This window comes from Vibrio litoralis DSM 17657 (assembly GCF_000426765.1).
Taxonomy (GTDB): domain Bacteria; phylum Pseudomonadota; class Gammaproteobacteria; order Enterobacterales; family Vibrionaceae; genus Vibrio; species Vibrio litoralis.
Genome location: NZ_AUFZ01000003.1, coordinates 44065 through 65892 on the forward strand (window position 1 = coordinate 44065; position 21828 = coordinate 65892).

The window sequence follows — 21828 nt, forward strand, 5'->3', positions numbered from 1 at the left end:
CTGTAACAAATAATCAAGGCTTCGGCCTTGGTTATTCTTGAGCTTCAAATTAGTTGGAGTTGAAGAATAACAATCACTTGATACCTAGGAGTTAACATGAACACACACTTACTTCGTACCTATACCGATGAGTCTTTAGTCGAAAAATATAAAAACAAGTATCACGTCACGGTCGCTTGGACTATTGATTTCAAAGACGAACTGCTTCCAAGTTTAGATGTTCTTCATAAAAATTATGCAGTTGATCCAAACAAGCTGAAAAGAGGCGTTGGGTCTTTAATTGTGGAAATTTCGTCTGATGCTATTCAATCAGAAAAGATTGCAGCGTTTGTTGGTGAGGTACTTGCTGTAACTCAAATCCTTGATGAAAACGGAGTAAATGCGTTTGGTTTTGAGATCGAAACCTCTGTTATTCGTCACCAGATGGCCGTTGAAGTTTCACAGGATTTATCTTTGAAGCTACTGACCGGTATTGATTTAGATATAGATTCATTACCAAGTGAAGAGCACACTTCATTCGGGTTGGCTCTTTCCAGTGCGGCATATTTATTTGGCTGCAATTTTACCACTGGTACAGATCATTCATGGGCACAGCCTTACATTAATGAATCAAATAAGTTTGATTATAATAATGCTATAAGCGCATTTTCATTAGAGAAGCGATTACGTGTCCAGTTAGGATTTGGAGAGATCCTTATCACTCCAAAAACAATACGTGAATATTTAGCATTGCCGTTTTGCCGATTTCAACGTGAAGAAAGAGGGTATGTCGAGGGAAGGCCATTTGATAAGGTTATGAAAATTATCGCTAAATCAGACGCTATACTTGGCGATAATCATGATCACACAATTTCTGCTAGACGTAGTTTGGGTGAAAATGCTTTGGCCATCTTCAATCAATCAGCTCGCGTAACAACGCGCTTAAGTCCAGCTTCAGTTTCGAGCAAGAAATACTATGCAGCTGGATTTAGAATGATGCACAGCGAAAAAATGAGAAAACAATTAATTGATTTGGGGTATTTGAAAGCTGGCGAACAGTAATTCATTCCTTTCAAGGGGTCTGAAGCCCAATAACAGCACGCTCTACATGTGGGTGTTTGAAGGCAAGCAGAACGTGTATCAGAATTCGAGCCTGACGATTCCTCAGAACCGAGCCTATAGCATTAGCTCACCTCAGGTTTTAAATCACGAGCGCGCCATCGAATGGAGTGAGGACTCGCTGAATATCCGCGCGTTTGCGTTTCAAGCTGGGGAGTATCAGGTGGTGCTCGGCATGAGTATCAACCACCATATTTTGTTTTTGGATAAACTCGACTGGATTTTGTTTTGGGCGCTCGGTTTGGCGTTTGTGATTTCTTCCGCGTTGAGCGGTTGGATTGTAAAACGTGGGTTGAAGCCGATTGTGGGGTTGAATCAGCACATTCAACAGATATCCCCAGAGCAAATGGGCATTCGTCTCGACCCCGATTCGTTGCCAATAGAACTGCGCGAGTTAGCCAACAAACACAACGCGATGCTCGATAGGTTGCAAACTGGTTTTCGCCGCTTGAGCGAGTTTTCTTCTGATATAGCACATGAGTTAAAAACGCCACTCACCAACATTACTACGCAAAATCAGGTCATTTTAGGTGCATGTCGAACGCCTGAGGAATATCAGGATGCGATTGCCTCAACGTTAGAAGAACTCAACCGCATCACGAAAACCATCAACGATTTGCTCTACATTGCCAAGGCTGAAAACAAGCTCATTCATCGCCATGACGAAGTGTTTGCGGTGCGGGAGGAAATCGACCGCTTGGTCGCGTATTTTGAAATATTGGCCGAAGATGCCGAGGTTCGAATCGTGAACTCAGGCGACGGTCAGCTCTATATGGACAAAAACATGTTTGAGCGTGCGGTGGGCAACTTGCTCTCCAACGCGATTCGCCATGCGTATGCTGATTCAACCATTGTGATTGACGTTCAAGAGGTTGATGAATGGGTTACGATATCGGTCAGCAACCAAGGTGACTCCATTGCCGAGCAAAACTTACCGTACCTTTTCGACCGATTTTATCGCGCAGATAAATCTCGCCAACATGTAGGTAGCGTCGGTGCAGGGCTAGGTTTGTCGATTACCCAATCTATCGTGCAAGCGTATGAAGGACAGATAAAAGTAACATCAGATAAAGACAGGACGCGGTTTGTTTTGATGTTGCCATCGGCAGGTGTCAATGGAAGTGATAAGTCCGTTGAAGCATAAAAGGCAAACCTTGGCTTGCCTTTTGAGACTCAAACTCGTTTTTATTTGGGTTATTGGCCCAGTTGATGAGCGGTTAGAATTGCAGAGTAGACATTTTCTGCCGTCACTGGGAATGGCATATTGTGGATGGTTTCTCCCTCGGCCGTTGAAGCTTCGGCGACCTCGCGCAATTTATCGTGATTAAGCTCTTTAACGCCCATATCAAATAAGTTGGTTGGTAGACCTACCGATCGGCAGAAGGCGAGAACCGTATTAATCTCTTCCATCGCTGCGTTTTCTAGCACCAGTTGAACAAGTGTGCCGAACGCGACTTTCTCACCATGATAGAGATGGTGACACTCTTCGAGCTTGGTTAGGCCGTTATGAATAGCGTGAGCGCCTGCTAGGCCACTGCTTTCAAAACCTATACCGCTTAGGTATGTATTGGCTTCAATAATATTTTCTACCGCTTTGGTGCTCACACCATTTTCTACCGCAGCTTTTGCTTTTACACCATCTTCAAGCAAGGTTTCATAACAGAGCTTCGCAAGAGCTTGCGCTGAACGCGTCGCTAAACCACCTGCCATTGTTGCCTTACCAGAGGTCATGTTGGCACGAGCTTCAAAGTAGGTGGAGAGCGCATCGCCCATCCCCGATACCAGTAGGCGAACAGGGGCTTTGGCGATGACTGATGTATCCATGATGACCATGTCTGGATTTTTAGGGATCATCAAATATTCTGCAAACTCACCTTCAGGTGTGTATATCACCGCAAGAGCAGAGGTTGGCGCATCAGTCGAGGCAATCGTAGGAACCACCACGACAGGAATTTTGGTGTAAAACGCAACGGCCTTAGCTGTATCTAAGGTTTTACCGCCACCAATACCGACAATGACATCGTGTTTTTGAGTGGCACAAATGTCCGTGATGCGTTCAATCTCAACGCGTGAACATTCGCCACCAAAAATGTTCATAGTGAGTGGAAGCTTTTCGTCAGCAAAGCTTTGTTTGACGTCATCACCAACCAGGTTAGTCACGAACTCATCGGCAATGACTAACGGACGTTCACCTAATGTTTTCACATAGTGAGCGATAGATGTAAGTACTTGTTCACCTTGGACGTATTTGCTTGGGCTGATAATAATTTTGTCCATAATTCAAACCTTTAACCTTTTTTATGTGTGTTTTGGACTGCAATGAAAATCCATTGTAGCGATAAGGTTTATATTAGGTTTGGTGAGGTAAGTGGTGAAGGATATCTCTGGTTTTGTTCCATGCTTTTATGACCTCGGTGTCAAACCGACTGTCAGAAGTAATAAGCATTAGTATGCTTTATGGCGCCGATCACTATTCAAGCGAATTCGTCGTTTTTCGTTTCATATTGAAACGAAAATACCGAAGTCGTTGTTTCAATATGAAACGGATTGATTTTTGTTGAGCACGTTTTTTCTCTGTTTAAGATGAATTCATACCCTACATAAAAATATAAATGGAATGAGATAGAACGATGAAAAAGTTAATTAACCAAGTCGATGATGTTGTATTGCAGCAAATGGAAGGCCTGGCATTGTCCCGCCCTGAGCTAAAAGCCAACTACGAGCCTCGTTACATGTGGCATGAGGAAACGCCGGGGCAAGTGGCATTGGTTTCTGGTGGTGGCTGTGGTCATGAACCTTTGCACGCAGGTTTTATTGGTAAAGGCATGCTGACAGGCGCCTGCCCTGGTGAGGTATTTACTTCACCTACGCCTGATCAAATGTACGAATGTGGCAACCAAGTGAATACTGGAGAAGGCGTGCTATTTATCATTAAAAACTACACCGGCGACGTATTGAATTTTGAAACGGCCGTGGAGCTGCTTCATACCGATGGCATCAAAGTTGGGTCGGTGTTGGTGGATGACGATGTTGCGGTCAAAGACAGCTTGTATACCGCTGGTCGCCGTGGCGTTGCTGGAACGGTATTGGTTGAGAAGTTAGTTGGGGCTGCCGCGAACAAAGGTTATTCGTTGGAGCAATGTGAAGCTCTGGCTCGTCGCGTTAATAATCACTGTCGCTCATTTGGCGTGGCGCTTAATGCTTGTGTTGTGCCAGCGGCGGGTAAACCATCTTTTGTTCTGGAAGATGATGAAGTGGAGTTTGGTGTTGGTATCCATGGTGAACCAGGTATCAAGCGAGTGAAATACACCGATGTCGATACGTTAGTGGATGAAATGTTTACTGAAGTTGCTGAAAACACACCTTATCAGCGCACTTTGCGTATTTGGAATCGTGACGAAGGTGAATGGGGTGAAGTGGAATCCAGCATTGAGCCTTTTGCTGCTGAACACGACTACATTGTGATGGTGAATGGTATGGGTGGTACGCCAACTTCAGAGCTTTACGGGGTGTACCGCCGTCTTGCTCATAACTGCGAGCAAGCGGGGTTCCGTATCGTGCGTAATATGGTTGGTAACTTCTGTACGTCACTCGATATGGAAGGCGTTTCAATTACGTTGCTGAAAGCAGATAAAGAGATGTTGGAGCTGTTTGATGCTCCTGTCGATACGGCCGCGATCAAGTGGTAACAGGGGGGAGCAAACATGCAAATTGAAAAACAACATATCGTTCACTGGTTAGAGCTATGTGCAAAAACGTATCAAGAGAATCAAGATTTTCTGACCGACCTTGATCGTGATATTGGTGACGCAGACCATGGTCTCAATATGAACCGAGGCTTTAAAAAAGTCGCGGAAAAACTGCCGCAATTTGCGGACCAAAATATCGGCAGCATTCTCAAGAATACGGGCATGACCTTGCTTTCTAGTGTCGGTGGGGCAAGTGGCCCGCTGTATGGCACGCTGTTTATTCGCACGGCTGCCGCTGTCGGAACTCGAGAGCAACTAACGTTTGAAGAGTTGGTTGATGCACTAAAAAGCGGTGTGGATGGCGTGGTGTCTCGTGGTAAAGCGGAACTGGGTGATAAAACCATGTGTGATGTTTGGTTACCCGTTTTAGTTAGCGTGAAGGCGTCGTTAGAAAATGGCATGAGCGCTGACCATTTATTGAATGAAATGGTTGAGCTAGCAGAAACGAACGCGGTTGCCACGATTGAAATGTTGGCGAAAAAAGGGCGAGCAAGCTATTTAGGTGAACGTAGTATTGGTCACCAAGACCCCGGCGCAACCTCTTCTTTGTTAATGATTAAAGCACTACAGCAGGCAATAGCAGGTAATTAAGATGGTGGGAATTGTAGTTGTATCTCATAGTCGTCGCCTTGCAGAAGGGGTGGCCGAACTTGCCACCCAAATGACGCAAGGCAAAGCCAAGCTTGCGATTGCGGCTGGGATTGATGATCCAGAGAACCCGATCGGAACCGATGCCATAGCCGTGATGGAAGCGATTGAGCAGGTACATGATCAACAAGGGGTTGTTGTGTTGATGGATCTTGGCAGCGCGTTGCTTAGCACGGAAATGGCTCTGGATCTGATTGATGATCATGTGAGGGAAAATGTCACCCTTATCTCGGCCCCCATTGTTGAAGGGACCATGGCGGCGTCGGTGGCTGCTGCTGCCGGGCTACCTTTATCGACGGTAGTCGAAGAGGCACAGAATGCGTTAAGCGTAAAACGGGAGCACCTTGGTGATCAGCCACTAACATCCGCTGAGATAGCGCCAGTATCAGAGAACTTTGAGCAAGAACGGACATTTGATTGGGTAGTGCAAAATCCGAATGGATTACATGCTCGTCCCGCTGCGGCCATTGTTGGTGCACTCGCGCCTTTTGACTGCCAATTATGGTTGAAAAAAGGCGAGCGCCGTGTAAACGCGAAAAGCTTAAACAGCATTGCGAAACTTGGCGTTCGTAGCCAAGAGACGATCACGCTGTGCGCACTCGGCTCTCAATCCAGTGAAGCAATCAAGGAATTTGAAGCCTTAGCTAGTGAGCACTTCGGAGAAAAAGAGGCGGTTGAGCAAGGCATTATCGAATCTGAAGAGAGCACGGATACTTTGCTCGATGACATGGTCCCTAATCAGATTGAAGGTGCTGTTGTTGGTCTTCGAGTCAATGACGGTATCGCTACTGCTCCAGTTGTCCTTTTTACTCATGAAATGCCAGTTGTGCCTGAACGTGATTTCCAAAGTGAACAAGATGAAATTGAACGGGTTAAGCATGCGATAGGCGTGGTTGTTCAACATTTGCAGGAGCAAGCGAAGCAGCCGAAAGGGGAAATATTTTCTGCTCATAGCATGATGCTCAGTGACCCAGAATTATGGGCATCGGTCGAGTCGCGAATTCAAACGGGCATGATAGCCGAGCAAGCTTGGATAGAATCACTGCAAACGTTAGCCGACGAGTTTCGCCAGGCTGAAAGCCAGTACATGCGGGAACGCGAAGCTGATGTGCATGATATCGCACGCCAGGTTATGGTTGAAATGACAGGTGTAACGCCTAATGCCATCGACATTAAGGAACCGAGTATTTTGTTGGCCCGCGATCTGATGCCTTCTGATGTGGCCGGGCTTGATAAATCGAAAGTGCTTGGTATCTGTTTGAGTGAGGGAGGGAAAACCTCTCACAGTGCGATTCTTGCTCGTGCGATGGGGGTTCCTGCCATCGTTAAAGCTCAGGGCTGCCTTGATGCTGTGCGTGCTGGTCAAGTGGTGACTATTGATGGCTTTCGAGGGCATTTATGGTTCTCTCCTTCAGATGCCGTACAGCAGGAATTAGAAGCTCAGCAAATTGAGTGGCAAAACTCACGACAAAGTGCACTAGCGAGTGCTCAGCAAGCCGCAGTCACCTGTGATGGTGTCCATATTCCAGTATTCGCCAATATTGGTGGACCGAAAGATATTGATGATGCACTAACATCAGGAGCTGAGGGCGTTGGTCTATTCCGGACTGAGTTTCTATTTCAAAACAGTGATGAGTTGCCGACTGAGGAAGCGCAATACCAAGTGTATCGTGATATTGCCGCCGCACTTGGTGATAAGCCACTTACGATTCGTAGTCTAGATGTTGGCGGTGATAAGCCTTTAGTCGCTTACCCTATGCCAGCGGAAGATAATCCATTTTTAGGTCTGAGAGGGGTGCGGTTGTGCCTTCAACATGAGTCATTGTTTACCGCCCAACTTCGAGCCATTCTGAGAGCCTTTCACGAGCAACCGAATATTCAATTGATGATACCGATGGTGGCTCAGGTTGAAGAAGTGAGAAAAGTAAAAGCGCTGTTGGCACATCAAGCAAACCAACTCGGCTTGGATGCGACTCATTTGCCTGTCGGTATTATGATTGAGGTACCCGCCGCGGTATTAAATGCAGATGCGTTAGCACAAGAAGTCGACTTTTTCTCTATTGGCACCAATGATTTGACTCAATATGTTATGGCAGCCGATCGAGGCAACGCTGCCGTTGCTGAATTGGTGAACTACTTTGAACCATCGGTACTAAAAGCCATTGAACTCACTTGTGCAGCAGGCGATCGCGCGGGCATACCGGTCAGTATGTGCGGTGAGATGGCTGGTGATCCAAATGCCACAGAAACATTACTTCGTGTTGGGTTACGAAAATTCAGCGCCAGTTCGAGTATGCTACCGGGACTAAAAGCGCAGATTCGTCAGTTGTCTGTCGATGTTTAATCGATACCTTTATCGTTAGTACATGTATACCGGCGTGCTTACGCCGGTTTTACTTTTGTAGGAACGCCACTTCTTGGCTTAATACAGCTTCATTTGCTCCTGCAGCCCAAACTTATTAATTTTTCTCCATAAGGTCGTGCGGCCAATTTGCAATGCTTTCGCCATATCATGCATTTTGCCATCACACTGATTCCAAGCCTGAACGATAGCTCTTCTCTCGGCTTCTTCTAACGTGATTACTGGCGTATTTTCTGCGGTATGGCGAGAATTCAGTTTAATGTCTTCAGGAATATCGTTCAGCTTGATTAAGTTGGAACTGCGGTTCAGCAAAATTCGCTCAGTTCGGTTTCTTAATTCAGAGTTGTTGCCTGACCAACGAAAATTCATCAACGCTTCCAGTGCGACTGGCTCTATCGAGATCGTCACATTGTGGCGGCGTTCATAATGGCTGATAAGCTGCTGGACGAGAAATTCAATGTCTTCTTTACGCTTTCGTAGTGGCGGAATATGCAGTTCGTTCGAGGAGATTTCATAATAAAGTTGCCGACCAAATGAGCGCTGAGTGACATACTCGCTGATCTCTGAAGCGGTGCTCGTAATAAGTTGAAAGTCTACGGGGATCAATCGCAAACTGTCGCTGCGGCTGACGAGCCCAGTTTTTAACAACTTAAGTAGCACGGCTTGTAAATCGGGTGACAGATATTCCACCTTTTCCAAAAAGAGCGTGCCGCCATGGGCGAGTTCAAACTTAGAGGGCATGCCTTGCCCCTCGTCGTATCCCAGGGTTTCTTTGACCAGTTGCTCTGTATTGATGGAGCGGCAGTTGAGCGTAATGATCGGCCCTTCTTTGTAGGTGCTTTCGTTATGAATCGCCATGGCGAGAGTGGCTTTTCCTACACCTTCTTCACCTGTAATTAGAATCGGTGATTTGGACTTTATGGCCCGTTTTGCCACGGTAATGACGTGCTTCATTTTTCGTGAAATAACAGGCAAAGTGCTGAATGTATAGCGCGCACTGCCACCTATTTGTTGTTGAGCAAGTTCGCGAATTTTATCGATGGGGTGCAAAAACAATAAGTGCGTGCCGTCGTTGAGTGGACGCAAGGTAATGATCGCTTCAACAAACTCGCCACGAACCTCTACCGTTGTGAGCTTGCGGTTGATGCTTGCACCCGACTCAAGACTATTGAGGACATTCGGCGGGAAACGTAAAACAGAAAAGACTTCTTTATCCAAAACCTGACTGGCTTCAATGTTTAACAAACGCTCTGATTGATGATTTACCATGGTAATACGGCTTTCTTCATCCCAGGCCAGAAGGCCATCATCCATGCATTCTAACGTTGCGTTGTGCGCACAAGTGAGGCGGTTAATGTTTTCTTGTTCCGACTGAATATGGATTTGCAAACTGACTTCTTTCGCGCTCGACGCGATGATGACTAAGTTTTCTTTCTTATAGCTCTCTGCTTTTTTGAGAAGGCATGTTGTGCCGCGTAACTTGCCAAATTGGTCGAAAACAGGTGCTGCTACAGAGGCATAAGAATGTAAGTGGCGATTGAAATGTTCTGCTGCGAAAACTTCACTCGGGATATGAGTACTAATACAGAGATTGACCGCATTTGTGCCAATTTTTCCTTCAGATAGAAAACAGCCTTGTTTAATGCCGAGCGCCTGCATCTCTTGCTGCATAGAGTGATGTCCCACAACGGAAAGAACGCAGCCGTTGCCGTCAGTTACCATCAATAGCAGGTCTTCGTCTCCTAGCATGTCGTAAGTGTCTTCAAGTACGGTCGTGGCGCATTCGATGAGGTGCTCGTTGCGTTTCATCAGAGATGAGAAGGTAAATCCAGAGGCAATATGTGGCTTTGACCAGGTGTAAGGACTGCATTGCTTTATGCAACGCTCCCACGACTCAAGTACGGGAGTGCGGGAAAATTCTGGAGATACCCAATGGTGTTTCTGGAAAAACGCCCATTTGGTTTTAGTGTCTTCGATTAAAAGCATGCCATACCGTTTCAATACTAGCGATAGATTGGTCTGATATTACAGGGACATACGAATATGGACTGTGATGGCTTTCACGCACGTCATACAGAAAGGACACGTAAAGAAAAGGTAACTATTCACCCAGGAGCTATTGACAGCAAATTTATGTGACTGAGTTAACTTGATCCCACATCCAACTTGAGTGATCTTTTTGTGGTGGCAATCTGGAGGTATGAATAAGAAAACATTACCTCCACCGCCAGATTTCGATTCGCCTGAAGAGGCGAAAGACATCATCCACTTTTTATGGAATAAGCTGGCAGAGCTTGAAGACCGACTAAATCAAAATAGTCGAAACTCTTCTGTGCCATCATCTCAACAACCCCTGCATAATAAAGCTAAGAATACTTCGCCAAATCGGAAGAAATCTGGAAAAAAGCAAGGAGCTCAACCAGGTCATAAAGGCCATCGCCGACTGCTTCACCCTGTTGAAGACAGTGCCTCGGTTGAGCAATATTTACCGAATAAGATATGCCACTGCGGTGGGTGTGTTATTCCAAATCGAAAACCTTATAAACGACACCAAATCTTTGACTTGCCAGATATCTCATACACGCTTGTTGAACATCAAATCTTTAAAGGCGAGTGCGCATGGTGTGGTGATAAACACCAAGCGGAGCTTCCAGAGTCTGTGCCCGATGTTCAAATGGGGCCAAATCTACATAGCTTTATCGCAATCCAGGCGACGCAGCACCACCAAAGCATAGGTAAAATACAATCTATGTTGAAAGACGTCTTCCAGCTTAACTTCTCAACAGGTGCAATATCAGCGGCGCAAGGACGAGTCACTGAATACTTAGCCGATACTCATACTCAAATTCATGAAACAGTCAAAGCATCTAAACTGATTATGGCTGATGAGACTTCGCATCAGCGCAATAATGATAAACGCTGGATGTGGGCCGCACTCAGCAATGACGTAGCCTTTTTCCAAATTAACAGTGGAAGAAACCAACATGCTGCCAAACGACTACTTGGTGAAGCGGTTTCACACCTTTTAGTGACTGACCAATATTCTGCCTACAAATATATCGACGAATCTAAGCGCCAATTATGCTGGGCTCACATATTAAGGAACGTCATCGCTATCGAGGAGAGCGTTTGTCCTGAAAACCAAAAAATCGGAGAAAAACTCGCTTTAATCGCTCATAGCGTATTCAGGTGTCATCACCGATATATCGAAGAAAAAATTACCGAAAGCCAATATTACCGCCGACTCAGGCGATTACGAAAGAGCTGGCTTCATTGGCTCAAATTGGGTAGTTATCAATGCTCAAAACGATATCGAGGTAGATGTCGAAACCTCATCGCTGATGATGCCATGGTCTGGCGGTTTATGGACGACTCCGAGTGCCCGTTAACAAACAACGCAGCGGAGCGAGTTCTCCGTAATTACATACTGATGAGGAAGTGTTGTTACGTGACTCGCTCATATCGAGGCGACCAGTTCCGCGAACGAATGTTCTCGCTGATAGAAACAGCCAAACTTCAGCAGGTCTCTGCTCATAAATGGCTGCGTGAAATCGTCGAACATCACATGTTGAAAGTTGATTATCAGGCGCCAGTATTTTTAGCGTAAACCGTCGTCAATAGCTCGTGGGTGAATAGTTACGATACTAGCACCCACGAAATAGTCGCAGCAGAGCTGAGCTTATCTAACGTAACCGATGCCGAAGTACTTCCCAACTTGCTTAAGCAGACACGTCGTAAAATCATTGAGATATCAGGCGATGGTGCTTATGACACAAGGAATTGCCATGATGCCATACGGCTCAAGCGAGCTGTTCCGCTCATTCCGCCACGAGAAGGGGCAGCCTTCTGGGAGCGAGGACATCCTCGCAACTTAGCAGTGGGTTGCCAGAAGCTCTACGGCTCTAACAAGAAATGGAAAAAGCGGTATGGTTATCATAAGCGCTCGCTCTCAGAGACAGCAATGTATCGGGTAAAACAGTTGTTAGGTGGGAAATTAAGCCTGAGGGACTACAACGCTCAAGTTGGTGAGACTTACGCTATGATCAAAGCGCTGAACAAGCTTACAGGGCTAGGTATGCCTGAAACTCAGTATGTTGTTTAAGAACTGAACAACATGGGGCTACCATGTCTTCTCATCGAATTAAGCAACAAAGCCGTGGACATGTTGAAAAACAGATTCAGTATCTAATAATGTATTTCACACATGACCATACTGGACATTTATATACCCACCAATTGGTCAATAATTTCTCTTTATTTCATCAACATAGGCGGGAGTTGTTTATTACACATCATATGTAGTGGATGCTGTGTCGCCGCCTGTACCTGTCCAGTTAGTGTGGAAGAACTCACCACGTGCATGGTCCGTACGTTCATAAGTGTGAGCACCGAAATAATCACGTTGAGCTTGTAGCAGGTTAGCTGGCAGACGAGCAGTAGTGTAGCCGTCCAGGAAGGTCAAAGCAGAAGTCATACATGGCATTGGGATACCAGTTTCTAACGATTTAGAAGCCACTTTGCGCCATGCAAGAAGGCTACTTTGCAGGATGTATTTGAAATACTCATCAGAACCCAGGAATGACAGGTCAGGGGTATTTTCAAATGCATCACGGATGTTGCCCAGGAATGCAGATCGGATAATACAACCACCACGCCACATCAGTGCTACGTTACCGTAGTTCAGATCCCAGCCATTTTCGTTTGATGCTTCGCGCATCAGCATGAAGCCTTGCGCGTAAGAGATGATCTTAGAAGCAAGCAGAGCTTGGCGTAGTGCATCAACCCACTCTTGTTTGTCGCCTTCAACGGGAGTAATCACTTTACCAAACAGTTTTTCAGCTTCAACACGTTGGCCTTTTAGTGCCGATAGACAACGAGAGAATACAGACTCAGAGATTAGAGTTAGAGGAATGCCTAGGTCTAGCGCGTTGATACCCGTCCATTTACCTGTACCTTTTTGGCCAGCAGTATCCAGGATTTTCTCAATAAGTGGCTCACCATCTTCATCTTTGTAGCCAAGGATGTCAGCTGTGATTTCTACCAGGTAGCTGTTTAGTTCAGTCTTGTCCCAATCAGCAAATACAGCTTGCATCTCGTCTGCAGACAGACCAAGACCGTCTTTCATGAACTGGTAAGCTTCAGTGATCAACTGCATGTCGCCGTATTCGATACCGTTGTGTACCATCTTAACGAAGTGGCCAGCGCCATCGTTACCAACCCAGTCACAACATGGCTCGCCAGCGACAGTTTTTGCAGAGATACCCTGGAAAATAGGCTTAACCGCTTCCCAAGCTTCTGGAGCACCACCAGGCATGATTGAAGGACCAAAACGTGCGCCTTCTTCACCACCAGAAACACCAGTACCAATGAAGTGGATACCCTTTTCACGTAGCGCAGCAACGCGACGGTTAGTATCTGGGTAGTTAGTGTTACCGCCATCAATGATGATGTCGCCTTTGTCTAGTAGTGGTACAAGTTGGTCGATGAATGCATCAACAACTGCGCCAGCACGAACCATAAGCATTACTTTACGTGGAGATTCCAGCTTCTCTACTAGTTCTTCCAGAGAGTATGCACCAATGATGTTAGTGCCTTTAGCTGGACCTTCCAGGAATTCGTCCACTTTTGAGGCAGTACGGTTGTGAGCAACAACTTTAAAGCCGTGGTCGTTCATGTTTAGGATCAGGTTTTGACCCATAACCGCTAGGCCGATTACACCGATATCACCTTCCATTCTTACTGCTCCTTTTCGAGTGTTTTTAGGATTCCCTTAACAGTTTTTCTTTATCTCGCTTGAAACTAATATGCTTTTTTGTCTGTGGATGAAACGTATAATTGATGAATTCTACCACTGGCAACCGTTTGCCATTATGGGGTGCGGTTGTTATGAATAAAAGGCGGTTAAGCGGAAATTGTGATTTGTATCATGTTTTTAAATTTATAAATTACAAGTTTGTGTATTTTACGGAACTTGATAACTGTCTGTTTAATATTGATAAAAAATAATAATAGTATATTAATATTATTTGATAAATATGTGTAGCTATATGTATTTAATAAATTTGTGACAGTTTAATTAACTAAATAACATGTTATTTAAATGAATCATAAATGCCAGTATTTAATAAGTTATTGATATTTAAATGTTTATTTATCATTTTTAATTTTTATGGGTAACATTTTAATTTAGTGATCAGATTATTTTAAAGACTAATTGATTTATTCTTAAAATTTAAGGGTAAAATTGTTTCTGTGTTGTTTTTTAATGTTTTTTACTAATAACAAATAAAATTGATCTTGATCAACCAATGTGACTTTTTAATGTTATGTTGCTAGTTAAAGTTGCTATATATCACAAAATTATATTCTCACACTTTAAAAAATAGTTTATCAAAATTACTATGACAACCGGTTGCCATGGTTGTTGTGTGTACTGAACAAAAGCCGAGGCTATTAAGTTTTGTGGTTGTTTTGGAGTAGTAATGAATAATTTGTTTGATTTAAAAGGAAAAGTTGCTTTAGTAACTGGTTCTGCTCAGGGTATCGGCAATGTGCTAGTTAAAGGTCTTGCTGAACATGGCGCTACGGTTGTCATTAATGACAGAACGGAAGAACGAGCGAAGAGTGCGGCGTTACAATTAAGAGAGTTGGGATATGAGGCTTATGGCTATGGTTTTGATGTTACGTGCAAGGACGCCATCGTAGATAGCGTTGCTCAAATATCTAAAGAGGTCGGGCCAATCGACATTCTGATCAATAACGCAGGCATTCAAAGACGCTTTCCTATTTTGGAGTTTCCTGAAAGTGATTGGGACGATGTTATAGAAGTAAATCAAAAAGCCGTGTTTCTCATGATTCAAGAAGTAGGCAAATATATGGTTAAAAATGGTCGTGGAAAAATTATTAATATTGGCTCTATGCAGAGCGAGCTTGGGCGCGACACCATAACACCTTATGCGGCATCAAAAGGTGCCGTGAAGATGTTAACTCGCGGGGCATGTGTAGAGTTAGCAAGATATAACGTGCAAGTTAACTGTATTTGTCCAGGTTACATTAAAACTGAATTAACGGAAAAGCTAGTAAATGACCATGAATTCAGTGCTTGGCTTTGTAATCGAACACCTGCGAACCGTTGGGGTGAGCCAAGCGAATTAGTGGGGGCAGCTGTATATCTAGCATCAGATGCCTCAAATTTTGTCAATGGACACGCTATTTTCGTCGATGGTGGCATGTTAGCTGCTGTTTAATAAAACTGCAATTGAGAGTGTTTCACATGATTATGAATAAATTCAAAAAACTTTTACTAATAGCTTTTGCTAGCACAGCTCTGTTTGGTTGTAATGGAAGTGATAGCGATGAAGTTAAGCCGATTAAATTAAAACTTGCCATGGTTGTACCTGATAACTCTAACTATGCAGCAGGTGCTAGAGCTCTTTCTGAAGAGGTTAAGAAAGCGACCGATGGCAGAATTTTAGTCGATGTTTATGCGGGCGGTACTTTAGGTGGTGAACGTGACACCGTTGAATTAGCAATGGCTAACAACCTGGACATTGCCGCGGCCGCAAATGCTGTTATGACTAACTTTATTCCTGAAATGGCAATTCTCGATCAAGCTTATCTTTGGGACAACATTGAACAAGCACATGCAGCCGTTGATGGTGAGCTTGGGAAGTTAATTAAACGGGAAGCGCTGAAACATGGGTTGCATGTTATTGGTTTTATGGAATCCGGCTTTCGAGATACGTTTTCTAAAAATCCGATCAATACTATTGATGATTTTAAGGGGGTGACCATTCGTACTATGGAGAACTCTTATCATCAAGCTGCATTTAAATCATTTGGTGCTATGCCAGTAGCAATGCCTTCTAATGAAGTATTTACTGGTTTACAACAAGGTACCATTGATGCAGCAGAAAATGCAGTTTCTGACTGTTTAGCGTCTGGTTTCTATGAAGTAACTAAAAATATTACTTATACAAAACATGCGTATGTATACATCTTGTTGGCAATGTCAGATAAAGGTTGGAATAAAATACCAGAAGACTTGAGAGCGAAATTTCAAGAAGGTGTAGATAAAGGTGTGGCCGCTCAAAGAGAATTATTGTTAAAAGCAAACGCTGATGCGACAGAGATTCTTAAAGAAAAAGGCGTTACTTTCCATTCGACCGATATTAATCAGCTAAAAGCAGCATATGAAAAAATGAATGTTCAACATACATTTGATCCTGAATGGCAAGCTGCAGTAGACAAAGCAAAAAGTCAATATTAAAAAACCGTGAGCCCTAGTTTTAGGGCTCTATTTCAGTTGTAGGTTAGAAGTATGAATTACTTAATCCAAATATTGAACAAATTAGAAAAGTATTTCTTGTTCTTGGCATTTTTAACAATGGTTTTTTCTTCATTTATTCAAGTGTTAAATAGAAATATCTTTGAAATACCAATGCCAGGAATAGAAGAAGTTGCTAAGTACTGTATGGTATACGTCGTTATGCTGGGTACTGAAATGGGGCTGAGAGATGGTACTCAAATTAGAGTGACCGTGTTGGTAGATAAACTCGGTGAAAAAATGAAAAATATAATAAACGTTTTCGTTGGTATTGTTCTAATCGTTTTTTCATTGGCAATGCTAAAAGAGTCAATAGTTATATTAATTCAGCAAGTTGTATCAGGGCAAACATCACCTGGGCTAAAACTGCCAATGTATATCCCTTATTTTTCACTGACTCTTGGATTCTTCATTATATTCGTCACACAGTTATATTCTGTTTTTAGCTTAATTAAGTGCAATTCATTTTGCCATAAGGAGTTACCATGGCGGGGTTGATTTTATTTGGTTCGTTTTTAATTCTTCTGTTGATTAGTGCTCCTGTTGCAATTTCCTTAGGCATATCATCATCGTTAACTGTATTACTGGTCGATGACCTGGGTATAAGTCTGGATGTAATACCTCAGAGGATTTTTGGTGGCCTTGATTCTAGCTCAATTATGGCTATAGCGTATTTTATTCTTGCTGGAAATATCATGACAAAAGGTGGCATTTCTAGAAAGCTTGTTGATTTTTGTAACTCTATTGTTGGGAACTTTAGAGGAGGAATGGCTCATGCGCTTGTAATGGCTAGTGCATTCTTCTCTTCTTTATCTGGCTCGGCTCCAGCTACAGTGATTGCTATCGGCTCAATGCTATATAAAGATATGGTCAAGCTTGGTTATCCTAAGAACAGGACAGCCGGTTTATTAGTGATATCTGGAGGCTTAGGACCAATTGTACCTCCATCAATCATCATGGTTGTATACGGTACACTGACAGGTTCTTCTATCGGAGCATTGTTTAAGTCTGGTATGGTGATCGGCATTTTACTCATGTTGTCTTTGATGATCGCAATCAGTATTTATTCAAGAAAAGAAAATTGGCCAAAAACGTCAGAGAAAATATCATTTACAAATATATTTAAGAAATTTGTTAATGCTATCCCTGCTTTATCTCTTCCTATTATTATTCTCGGTGGTATCTATTCTGGTTTGTTTACACCAACTGAGTCCGCAGCAATTGCTGTAATATGCTCATTGTTTGTGGGAATGTTTGTGTATAAAGAAATAAAATATTCAGATTTATTTGATATTTTTGTCGATTCAGCAAAAAGTTCAGCAATGATTTTGTTTATTATAGCGACTTCAACTTCATTTGCATGGCTATTTGCATATTCAGGGATTTCACGGGATTTGGTTTCTTTTGTTACTGAATTAAACTTGAGTCCAACTGTATTTTCATTACTCGTTGCTTTGTTATTACTCGTATTTGGTATCTTCCTAGAAGGTATTGCTACTTGTGTTTTACTTGTTCCGGTATTATGGCCATTAGCTCAAGCTGTCGGTTTAGATTCTATTCATTTTGGTATGATAGTTTGTATTTCTAATGTGGTAGGTACAATGACTCCTCCTGTCGCTGTCAATATATTTTCAGCGTCGAGTGTTACAGGCTTGAAAATGGGTGATATTGTTAAAGGACAAATACCATTCTTTATCTCGTATTTATTTATCTTCATTTTGGTTGTTATTTTTCCTAGTATAAGCACTTTCTTAAATTAGGATGATTGATTTAATAATGCAAAGGGCACATAAGTATCCTTTGTAAACCATATTATTGTTTTTTTTGATTATTAAATTTCTATTAAGAATTGCTTGAAAATATTGTATTATATTTTAAGGGTAAGATGATGAATACTACAACAAAAGGGTACACCTTTGTATTTATGGGTGTAACTAGCTGTGGAAAATCAACTATTGGTGAAGCTGTTGCTAAAATTATCGGAAGTAAATTTATTGATGGAGACGATTTACATCCTAGGTCAAATATTGAAAAAATGATGTCAGGTCAGCCACTAAATGATAGTGACCGAGAACCATGGCTTAAAAGAATTAACGATATAGCATTTAGTATTGAACAAAAAAACGAAATAGCGGTTGTTGTTAGTTCTGCATTGAAAAGAAAATATAGAGATATGCTTCGTTATAGGAATAATAAAGTTCGATTTATTTATTTACATGGTGATTATGAATTAATTCTTGCACGTATGCAGGCAAGAAAGGGACATTTTATGCCTGTAGGGTTAATTAAAAGTCAGTTTGATGTACTAGAAGAGCCTACAGATGACGAATCAGATGTGTTTAGGGTGAGCATAGATTCTTCGATGGAAGATGTTATCGATAGAGCTTCTATTGCAGTTATGAACGTTATCGAGGGCCAATTATGAACACTGGACTTTTAAACGTGACTGAAAGGATTGTAAAGCGGAGTGTAGAGTCTCGGAAACACTACCTCGAATTAATGCAAGACCAAGCTAGAAACGGGAAAAGTCGACAAACTTTATCTTGTGCTAATCTTGCTCATACAGTTGCTGCATGTCCCTCAAATGAAAAAACTCGTGTTTTAGACTTTACCCGTTCTAATCTCGCTATCGTGTCATCGTACAATGATATGCTGAGTGCCCATGAACCTTATCAATACTACCCAGATATAATAAAAGAAGCATTAGCTGAACTAGGGCACACTGCGCAAGTCGCTGGAGGTGTTCCAGCTATGTGTGATGGCATTACGCAAGGACAACCTGGAATGGAATTGTCGCTCTTCTCGCGTGATTTAATTGCTCAAGCTACAGCGGTTTCTCTTAGCCACAATACATATGACGGTGTATTGCTCTTAGGTATTTGTGACAAAATTGCCCCAGGGATGCTTATTGGAGCTTTAAGCTTTGGTCACTTGCCATGCGCATTTGTCCCAGCAGGTCCTATGTCTACAGGCATTTCGAATGATGAAAAAGTAGCAGTTCGTCAAAAGTTTGCTCGTGGAGAAGCCGATAAATCTGCTTTATTGGATATGGAGTGTAAAGCATACCATAATCAAGGTACCTGCACCTTTTATGGAACTGCAAACACGAATCAACTCGTTTTTGAAGCTATGGGGCTGATGTTTCCTGGTTCTGCATTTGTTTCACCATGGGATCCTCTTAGAAATGTTTTCACTAAAGAATGCGCTATAAAGTTTGCTTCACAAGCACAGAATTTAAACGGTGCAAGCTCGCTTGCTAACTTGGTCAATGAAAAAGCGGTTGTAAATGGACTAGTTGCATTGTTAGCTTCTGGTGGCAGCACAAACCATACGATGCATCTAATCGCTGTTGCAAGAGCGGCAGGCTGGGTAGTTACTTGGGACGATATTGATGCGCTATCAAAAGTGGTTCCACTATTAGTAAAAATGTATCCAAATGGACCTGCAGATATCAACGGATTTCAACAAGCCGGCGGAGTTCCTTGCTTGTTGTCTTTGCTGGCCCAAAAAGGCTTATTCTATACAGATACTCTTTCAGTCTACGGAACAATGGAAGATGGTGTAAATCAACCACAGTTAATGGATGGTTATTTACAGTACATATCAGACACTGGTAGCAAAGATACGTCTGTTATTTCGAGTAAAGACAGTTGTTTTAGTCCACATGGTGGACTTCAAGTTATGAGCGGAAATTTGGGACGTGGTATAATTAAAGTCAGTGCAGTTGCACCTGAATATCGGGTAATTGAAGCAACCGCCCGTGTTTTTGATGACCAAGATGAAGTGGAAAGGGCGTACTTTAGTAAAGAGTTCCAAGAAGATGTCGTCATTGTTGTACGGTATAGTGGTCCTGCCGCCAATGGAATGCCCGAGTTACATAAACTTATTCCTTTATTATCAAACCTAATGAAGGATGGTTTGAACGTTGCCTTGATAACTGATGGACGTTTATCGGGTGCATCTGGAAAGGTACCAGCAGTCATTCACGTCACCCCTGAAGCTAAGCGTGGTGGTCCATTATCCTTATTAAAAGATGGTGATCTCATTAGAATGAACGCTATCACTGGCGAGTTGAAGGTATTGTCAGATTTAACCGGTCGAACGGCTATTTCACCTAAATATGATATGAATCATGGCTTTGGATAGGGGGCGGGAGTTATTCCAAATTTATCGTGATAGTGTAACAAGTGCGGAACTTGGTGCATCAATTTTCAAATATAATTCCTAATTAATGATTGAGAGCAATTTAAATGAACTGGAAATTAGAACCACAAAAAGTATTAACAGCGTCACCTATAGTCCCTGTTATGGTGATTGAAGATATTGAAGATGCACTACCAATGGCGAAAGCGTTAAGTGACGGCGGTATCAATGTATTTGAAGTTACTTTACGTACAGATTGTGCATTGGAGGTAATAAAGATTATCTCTAAGGAATTACCGAACTCCTTGGTTGGTGCTGGCACTGTAGTCAACTGTGAACAATATGATCAGGCTGTCGCAGCGGGTGCTGAGTTTGTATTATCTCCGGGATTCAGTCTGGATCTATTGCAACATGCTAAGAGTTCGCCAGTACCTTTTATCCCGGGAGTAGCGACGCCAAGTGAAGTGATGACGGCTATGTCATATGGTTATAATTGTCTAAAATTTTTTCCTGCTGAAGCGAATGGCGGTGTAAATACTCTTAAAGCTATTTCAGCTCCATTACCTAATATCTTATTTTGTCCTACAGGAGGTATTAACGCTACTAATGCCAAGAGCTATTTAGCGTTAGATTGTGTTGCGACTGTAGGGGGTACCTGGATGCTAGATAAGAATGCGATTAAGGATAAAAATTGGTCTCTCATTACTGACTTAACACGCAATGCTATTAAAGGATTGACATCTTAATCAAGCGTTAGCGATTTTTATTGTAGCTAAGTCAAATATTAGCGTATTTGACTTAGTATACATTCTATGGTTTTTAGTGCATTTTAAGATGGTTTTAATAACTTTTTAATCTGTAAGTTCGCATGGCTTTGTTGCTTAAATCGATGGAACTAAATCAAGAAGCTACGATCTGATCGGCTACACCCATTAATCGTCGTAGCCTCATGCCTAAACCTCGTTACAAGACAACTAACTGGACGCAGTACAACAAAGCCTTAATAAACCGTGGTTCTCTGACCTTTTGGATTGATGAGGAAGCGATAGCCGAGTGGAAGCAAAACAAACAAGGCAAGCGCGGCAGACCTCGCCAATTCAGCGACTTAGCCATTACTACTGCACTGATGGTGAAACGCATATTCTCTATGCCGTTGAGAGCACTGCAAGGATTTCTAGACTCGGTATTTAAGCTGGCTAACATCCCGCTAGTTTGTCCCACTACACCTGTATAAGCCGTCGAGCTAAGGAAGTTGAGGTTTCATTTAAAACTAAAACCAGAGGTGCGATACAACACCTCGCCATTGATGCCACTGGCCTCAAGGTTTATGGCGAAGGCGAATGGAAGGTCAAGAAGCATGGTACTGACGGGAAGCGTAGGGTTTGGCGTAAGCTGCATATCGCAGTAGATACTAGCACCCACGAAATAGTCGCAGCAGAGCTGAGCTTATCTAACGTAACCGATGCCGAAGTACTTCCCAACTTGCTTAAGCAGACACGTCG

At 42.9% G+C, this 21828-nt stretch carries 14 protein-coding genes and 4 pseudogenes; 15 read left to right on the forward strand and 3 right to left on the reverse strand.

Going from position 1 to position 21828, the window contains the following annotated elements:
* Positions 1-96: 96 nt before the first annotated feature.
* Positions 97-1041 (forward strand): hypothetical protein, encoded by a 945-nt coding sequence (locus tag K358_RS0101380; protein WP_027695152.1) that lies wholly within the window; start codon positions 97-99, stop codon positions 1039-1041.
* Positions 1042-1069: 28 nt separating this feature from the next.
* A pseudogene (locus tag K358_RS17845) lies at positions 1070-2242 on the forward strand (heavy metal sensor histidine kinase); the annotation flags it as partial.
* 50 nt (positions 2243-2292) lie between these two features.
* Here the strand turns inward: K358_RS17845 and K358_RS0101390 are convergent.
* Positions 2293-3375: a glycerol dehydrogenase gene (locus K358_RS0101390; RefSeq protein WP_006742744.1), complete on the reverse strand. Its 1083-nt coding sequence runs from the start codon at positions 3373-3375 to the stop codon at positions 2293-2295.
* A gap of 353 nt (positions 3376-3728) precedes the next feature.
* Here K358_RS0101390 and dhaK point away from each other — a divergent pair, with 353 nt between their 5' ends.
* From dhaK to ptsP, 3 genes are read left to right on the forward strand one after another with little or no spacing between them, the layout of a single operon-like run.
* Entirely contained in the window at positions 3729-4787 is a 1059-nt protein-coding gene (gene dhaK, locus K358_RS0101395) for a dihydroxyacetone kinase subunit DhaK (RefSeq protein ID WP_027695153.1), read from the forward strand.
* A 15-nt stretch (positions 4788-4802) separates the two neighbouring features.
* Positions 4803-5438, forward strand: a complete 636-nt coding sequence (gene dhaL / locus K358_RS0101400; protein WP_005379705.1) for a dihydroxyacetone kinase subunit DhaL — start codon at positions 4803-4805, stop codon at positions 5436-5438.
* A gap of 1 nt (position 5439) precedes the next feature.
* Positions 5440-7839, forward strand: a complete 2400-nt coding sequence (gene ptsP, locus K358_RS0101405; RefSeq protein WP_027695154.1) for a phosphoenolpyruvate--protein phosphotransferase — start codon at positions 5440-5442, stop codon at positions 7837-7839.
* A 78-nt stretch (positions 7840-7917) separates the two neighbouring features.
* On the opposite strand, the gene dhaR is transcribed toward ptsP, so the two are convergent.
* Positions 7918-9843, reverse strand: coding sequence for a dihydroxyacetone kinase operon transcriptional regulator DhaR (dhaR, locus tag K358_RS0101410; RefSeq protein ID WP_027695155.1), 1926 nt, complete (start codon positions 9841-9843; stop codon positions 7918-7920).
* A gap of 214 nt (positions 9844-10057) precedes the next feature.
* Between dhaR and tnpC the strand changes: the two genes are divergently transcribed.
* Positions 10058-11464 carry an IS66 family transposase gene (gene tnpC, locus K358_RS0101415; protein ID WP_027695156.1) on the forward strand — a complete coding sequence of 469 codons (1407 nt, stop codon included), beginning with the start codon at positions 10058-10060 and terminating at the stop codon, positions 11462-11464.
* A 33-nt stretch (positions 11465-11497) separates the two neighbouring features.
* Positions 11498-11959: pseudogene (locus K358_RS17850) on the forward strand (IS5 family transposase); the annotation flags it as partial.
* A 183-nt stretch (positions 11960-12142) separates the two neighbouring features.
* Here K358_RS17850 and gnd read toward each other — a convergent pair.
* A complete protein-coding gene (gnd, locus tag K358_RS0101425) occupies positions 12143-13591 on the reverse strand; it encodes a decarboxylating NADP(+)-dependent phosphogluconate dehydrogenase (protein WP_027695157.1) in 1449 nt (482 codons plus the stop codon).
* Between the two features lie 748 nt (positions 13592-14339).
* Here gnd and idnO point away from each other — a divergent pair.
* The 8 genes and pseudogenes from idnO to K358_RS17865 form a co-directional block, all read left to right on the forward strand.
* Positions 14340-15104 carry a gluconate 5-dehydrogenase gene (idnO, locus tag K358_RS0101430; protein ID WP_027695158.1) on the forward strand — a complete coding sequence of 255 codons (765 nt, stop codon included), beginning with the start codon at positions 14340-14342 and terminating at the stop codon, positions 15102-15104.
* A 26-nt stretch (positions 15105-15130) separates the two neighbouring features.
* Complete coding sequence (locus K358_RS0101435) at positions 15131-16126, forward strand: TRAP transporter substrate-binding protein (protein ID WP_083962723.1); 996 nt, start codon at positions 15131-15133, stop codon at positions 16124-16126.
* A gap of 51 nt (positions 16127-16177) precedes the next feature.
* Entirely contained in the window at positions 16178-16681 is a 504-nt protein-coding gene (locus tag K358_RS17855; RefSeq protein WP_051241122.1) for a TRAP transporter small permease, read from the forward strand.
* A complete protein-coding gene (locus K358_RS0101445) occupies positions 16669-17943 on the forward strand; it encodes a TRAP transporter large permease (protein WP_027695160.1) in 1275 nt (424 codons plus the stop codon). The genes K358_RS17855 and K358_RS0101445 overlap by 13 nt, the downstream gene beginning before the upstream one ends.
* A 128-nt stretch (positions 17944-18071) precedes the next feature.
* A complete protein-coding gene (locus K358_RS0101450; RefSeq protein ID WP_051241123.1) occupies positions 18072-18608 on the forward strand; it encodes a gluconokinase in 537 nt (178 codons plus the stop codon).
* Positions 18602-20411: pseudogene (edd, locus tag K358_RS17860) on the forward strand (phosphogluconate dehydratase). The gene K358_RS0101450 and the pseudogene edd overlap by 7 nt, the downstream one beginning before the upstream one ends.
* Before the next feature lie 22 nt (positions 20412-20433).
* Positions 20434-21072, forward strand: a complete 639-nt coding sequence (locus K358_RS0101460; RefSeq protein WP_027695162.1) for a bifunctional 4-hydroxy-2-oxoglutarate aldolase/2-dehydro-3-deoxy-phosphogluconate aldolase — start codon at positions 20434-20436, stop codon at positions 21070-21072.
* Positions 21073-21275: 203 nt separating this feature from the next.
* A pseudogene (locus tag K358_RS17865) lies at positions 21276-21828 on the forward strand (IS5 family transposase); the annotation flags it as partial.

Excerpts from the sequence above, each read along its gene's own strand:
- K358_RS0101380 (WP_027695152.1), top strand. The coding sequence starts at position 97 with ATGAACACACACTTACTTCGTACCTATACCGATGAGTCTTTAGTCGAA.
- K358_RS0101390 (WP_006742744.1), bottom strand. The coding sequence starts at position 3,375 with ATGGACAAAATTATTATCAGCCCAAGCAAATACGTCCAAGGTGAACAA.
- dhaK (WP_027695153.1), top strand. The coding sequence starts at position 3,729 with ATGAAAAAGTTAATTAACCAAGTCGATGATGTTGTATTGCAGCAAATG.
- dhaL (WP_005379705.1), top strand. The coding sequence starts at position 4,803 with ATGCAAATTGAAAAACAACATATCGTTCACTGGTTAGAGCTATGTGCA.
- ptsP (WP_027695154.1), top strand. The coding sequence starts at position 5,440 with ATGGTGGGAATTGTAGTTGTATCTCATAGTCGTCGCCTTGCAGAAGGG.
- dhaR (WP_027695155.1), bottom strand. The coding sequence starts at position 9,843 with ATGCTTTTAATCGAAGACACTAAAACCAAATGGGCGTTTTTCCAGAAA.
- tnpC (WP_027695156.1), top strand. The coding sequence starts at position 10,058 with ATGAATAAGAAAACATTACCTCCACCGCCAGATTTCGATTCGCCTGAA.
- gnd (WP_027695157.1), bottom strand. The coding sequence starts at position 13,591 with ATGGAAGGTGATATCGGTGTAATCGGCCTAGCGGTTATGGGTCAAAAC.
- idnO (WP_027695158.1), top strand. The coding sequence starts at position 14,340 with ATGAATAATTTGTTTGATTTAAAAGGAAAAGTTGCTTTAGTAACTGGT.
- K358_RS0101435 (WP_083962723.1), top strand. The coding sequence starts at position 15,131 with ATGATTATGAATAAATTCAAAAAACTTTTACTAATAGCTTTTGCTAGC.
- K358_RS17855 (WP_051241122.1), top strand. The coding sequence starts at position 16,178 with ATGAATTACTTAATCCAAATATTGAACAAATTAGAAAAGTATTTCTTG.
- K358_RS0101445 (WP_027695160.1), top strand. The coding sequence starts at position 16,669 with ATGGCGGGGTTGATTTTATTTGGTTCGTTTTTAATTCTTCTGTTGATT.
- K358_RS0101450 (WP_051241123.1), top strand. The coding sequence starts at position 18,072 with ATGAATACTACAACAAAAGGGTACACCTTTGTATTTATGGGTGTAACT.
- K358_RS0101460 (WP_027695162.1), top strand. The coding sequence starts at position 20,434 with ATGAACTGGAAATTAGAACCACAAAAAGTATTAACAGCGTCACCTATA.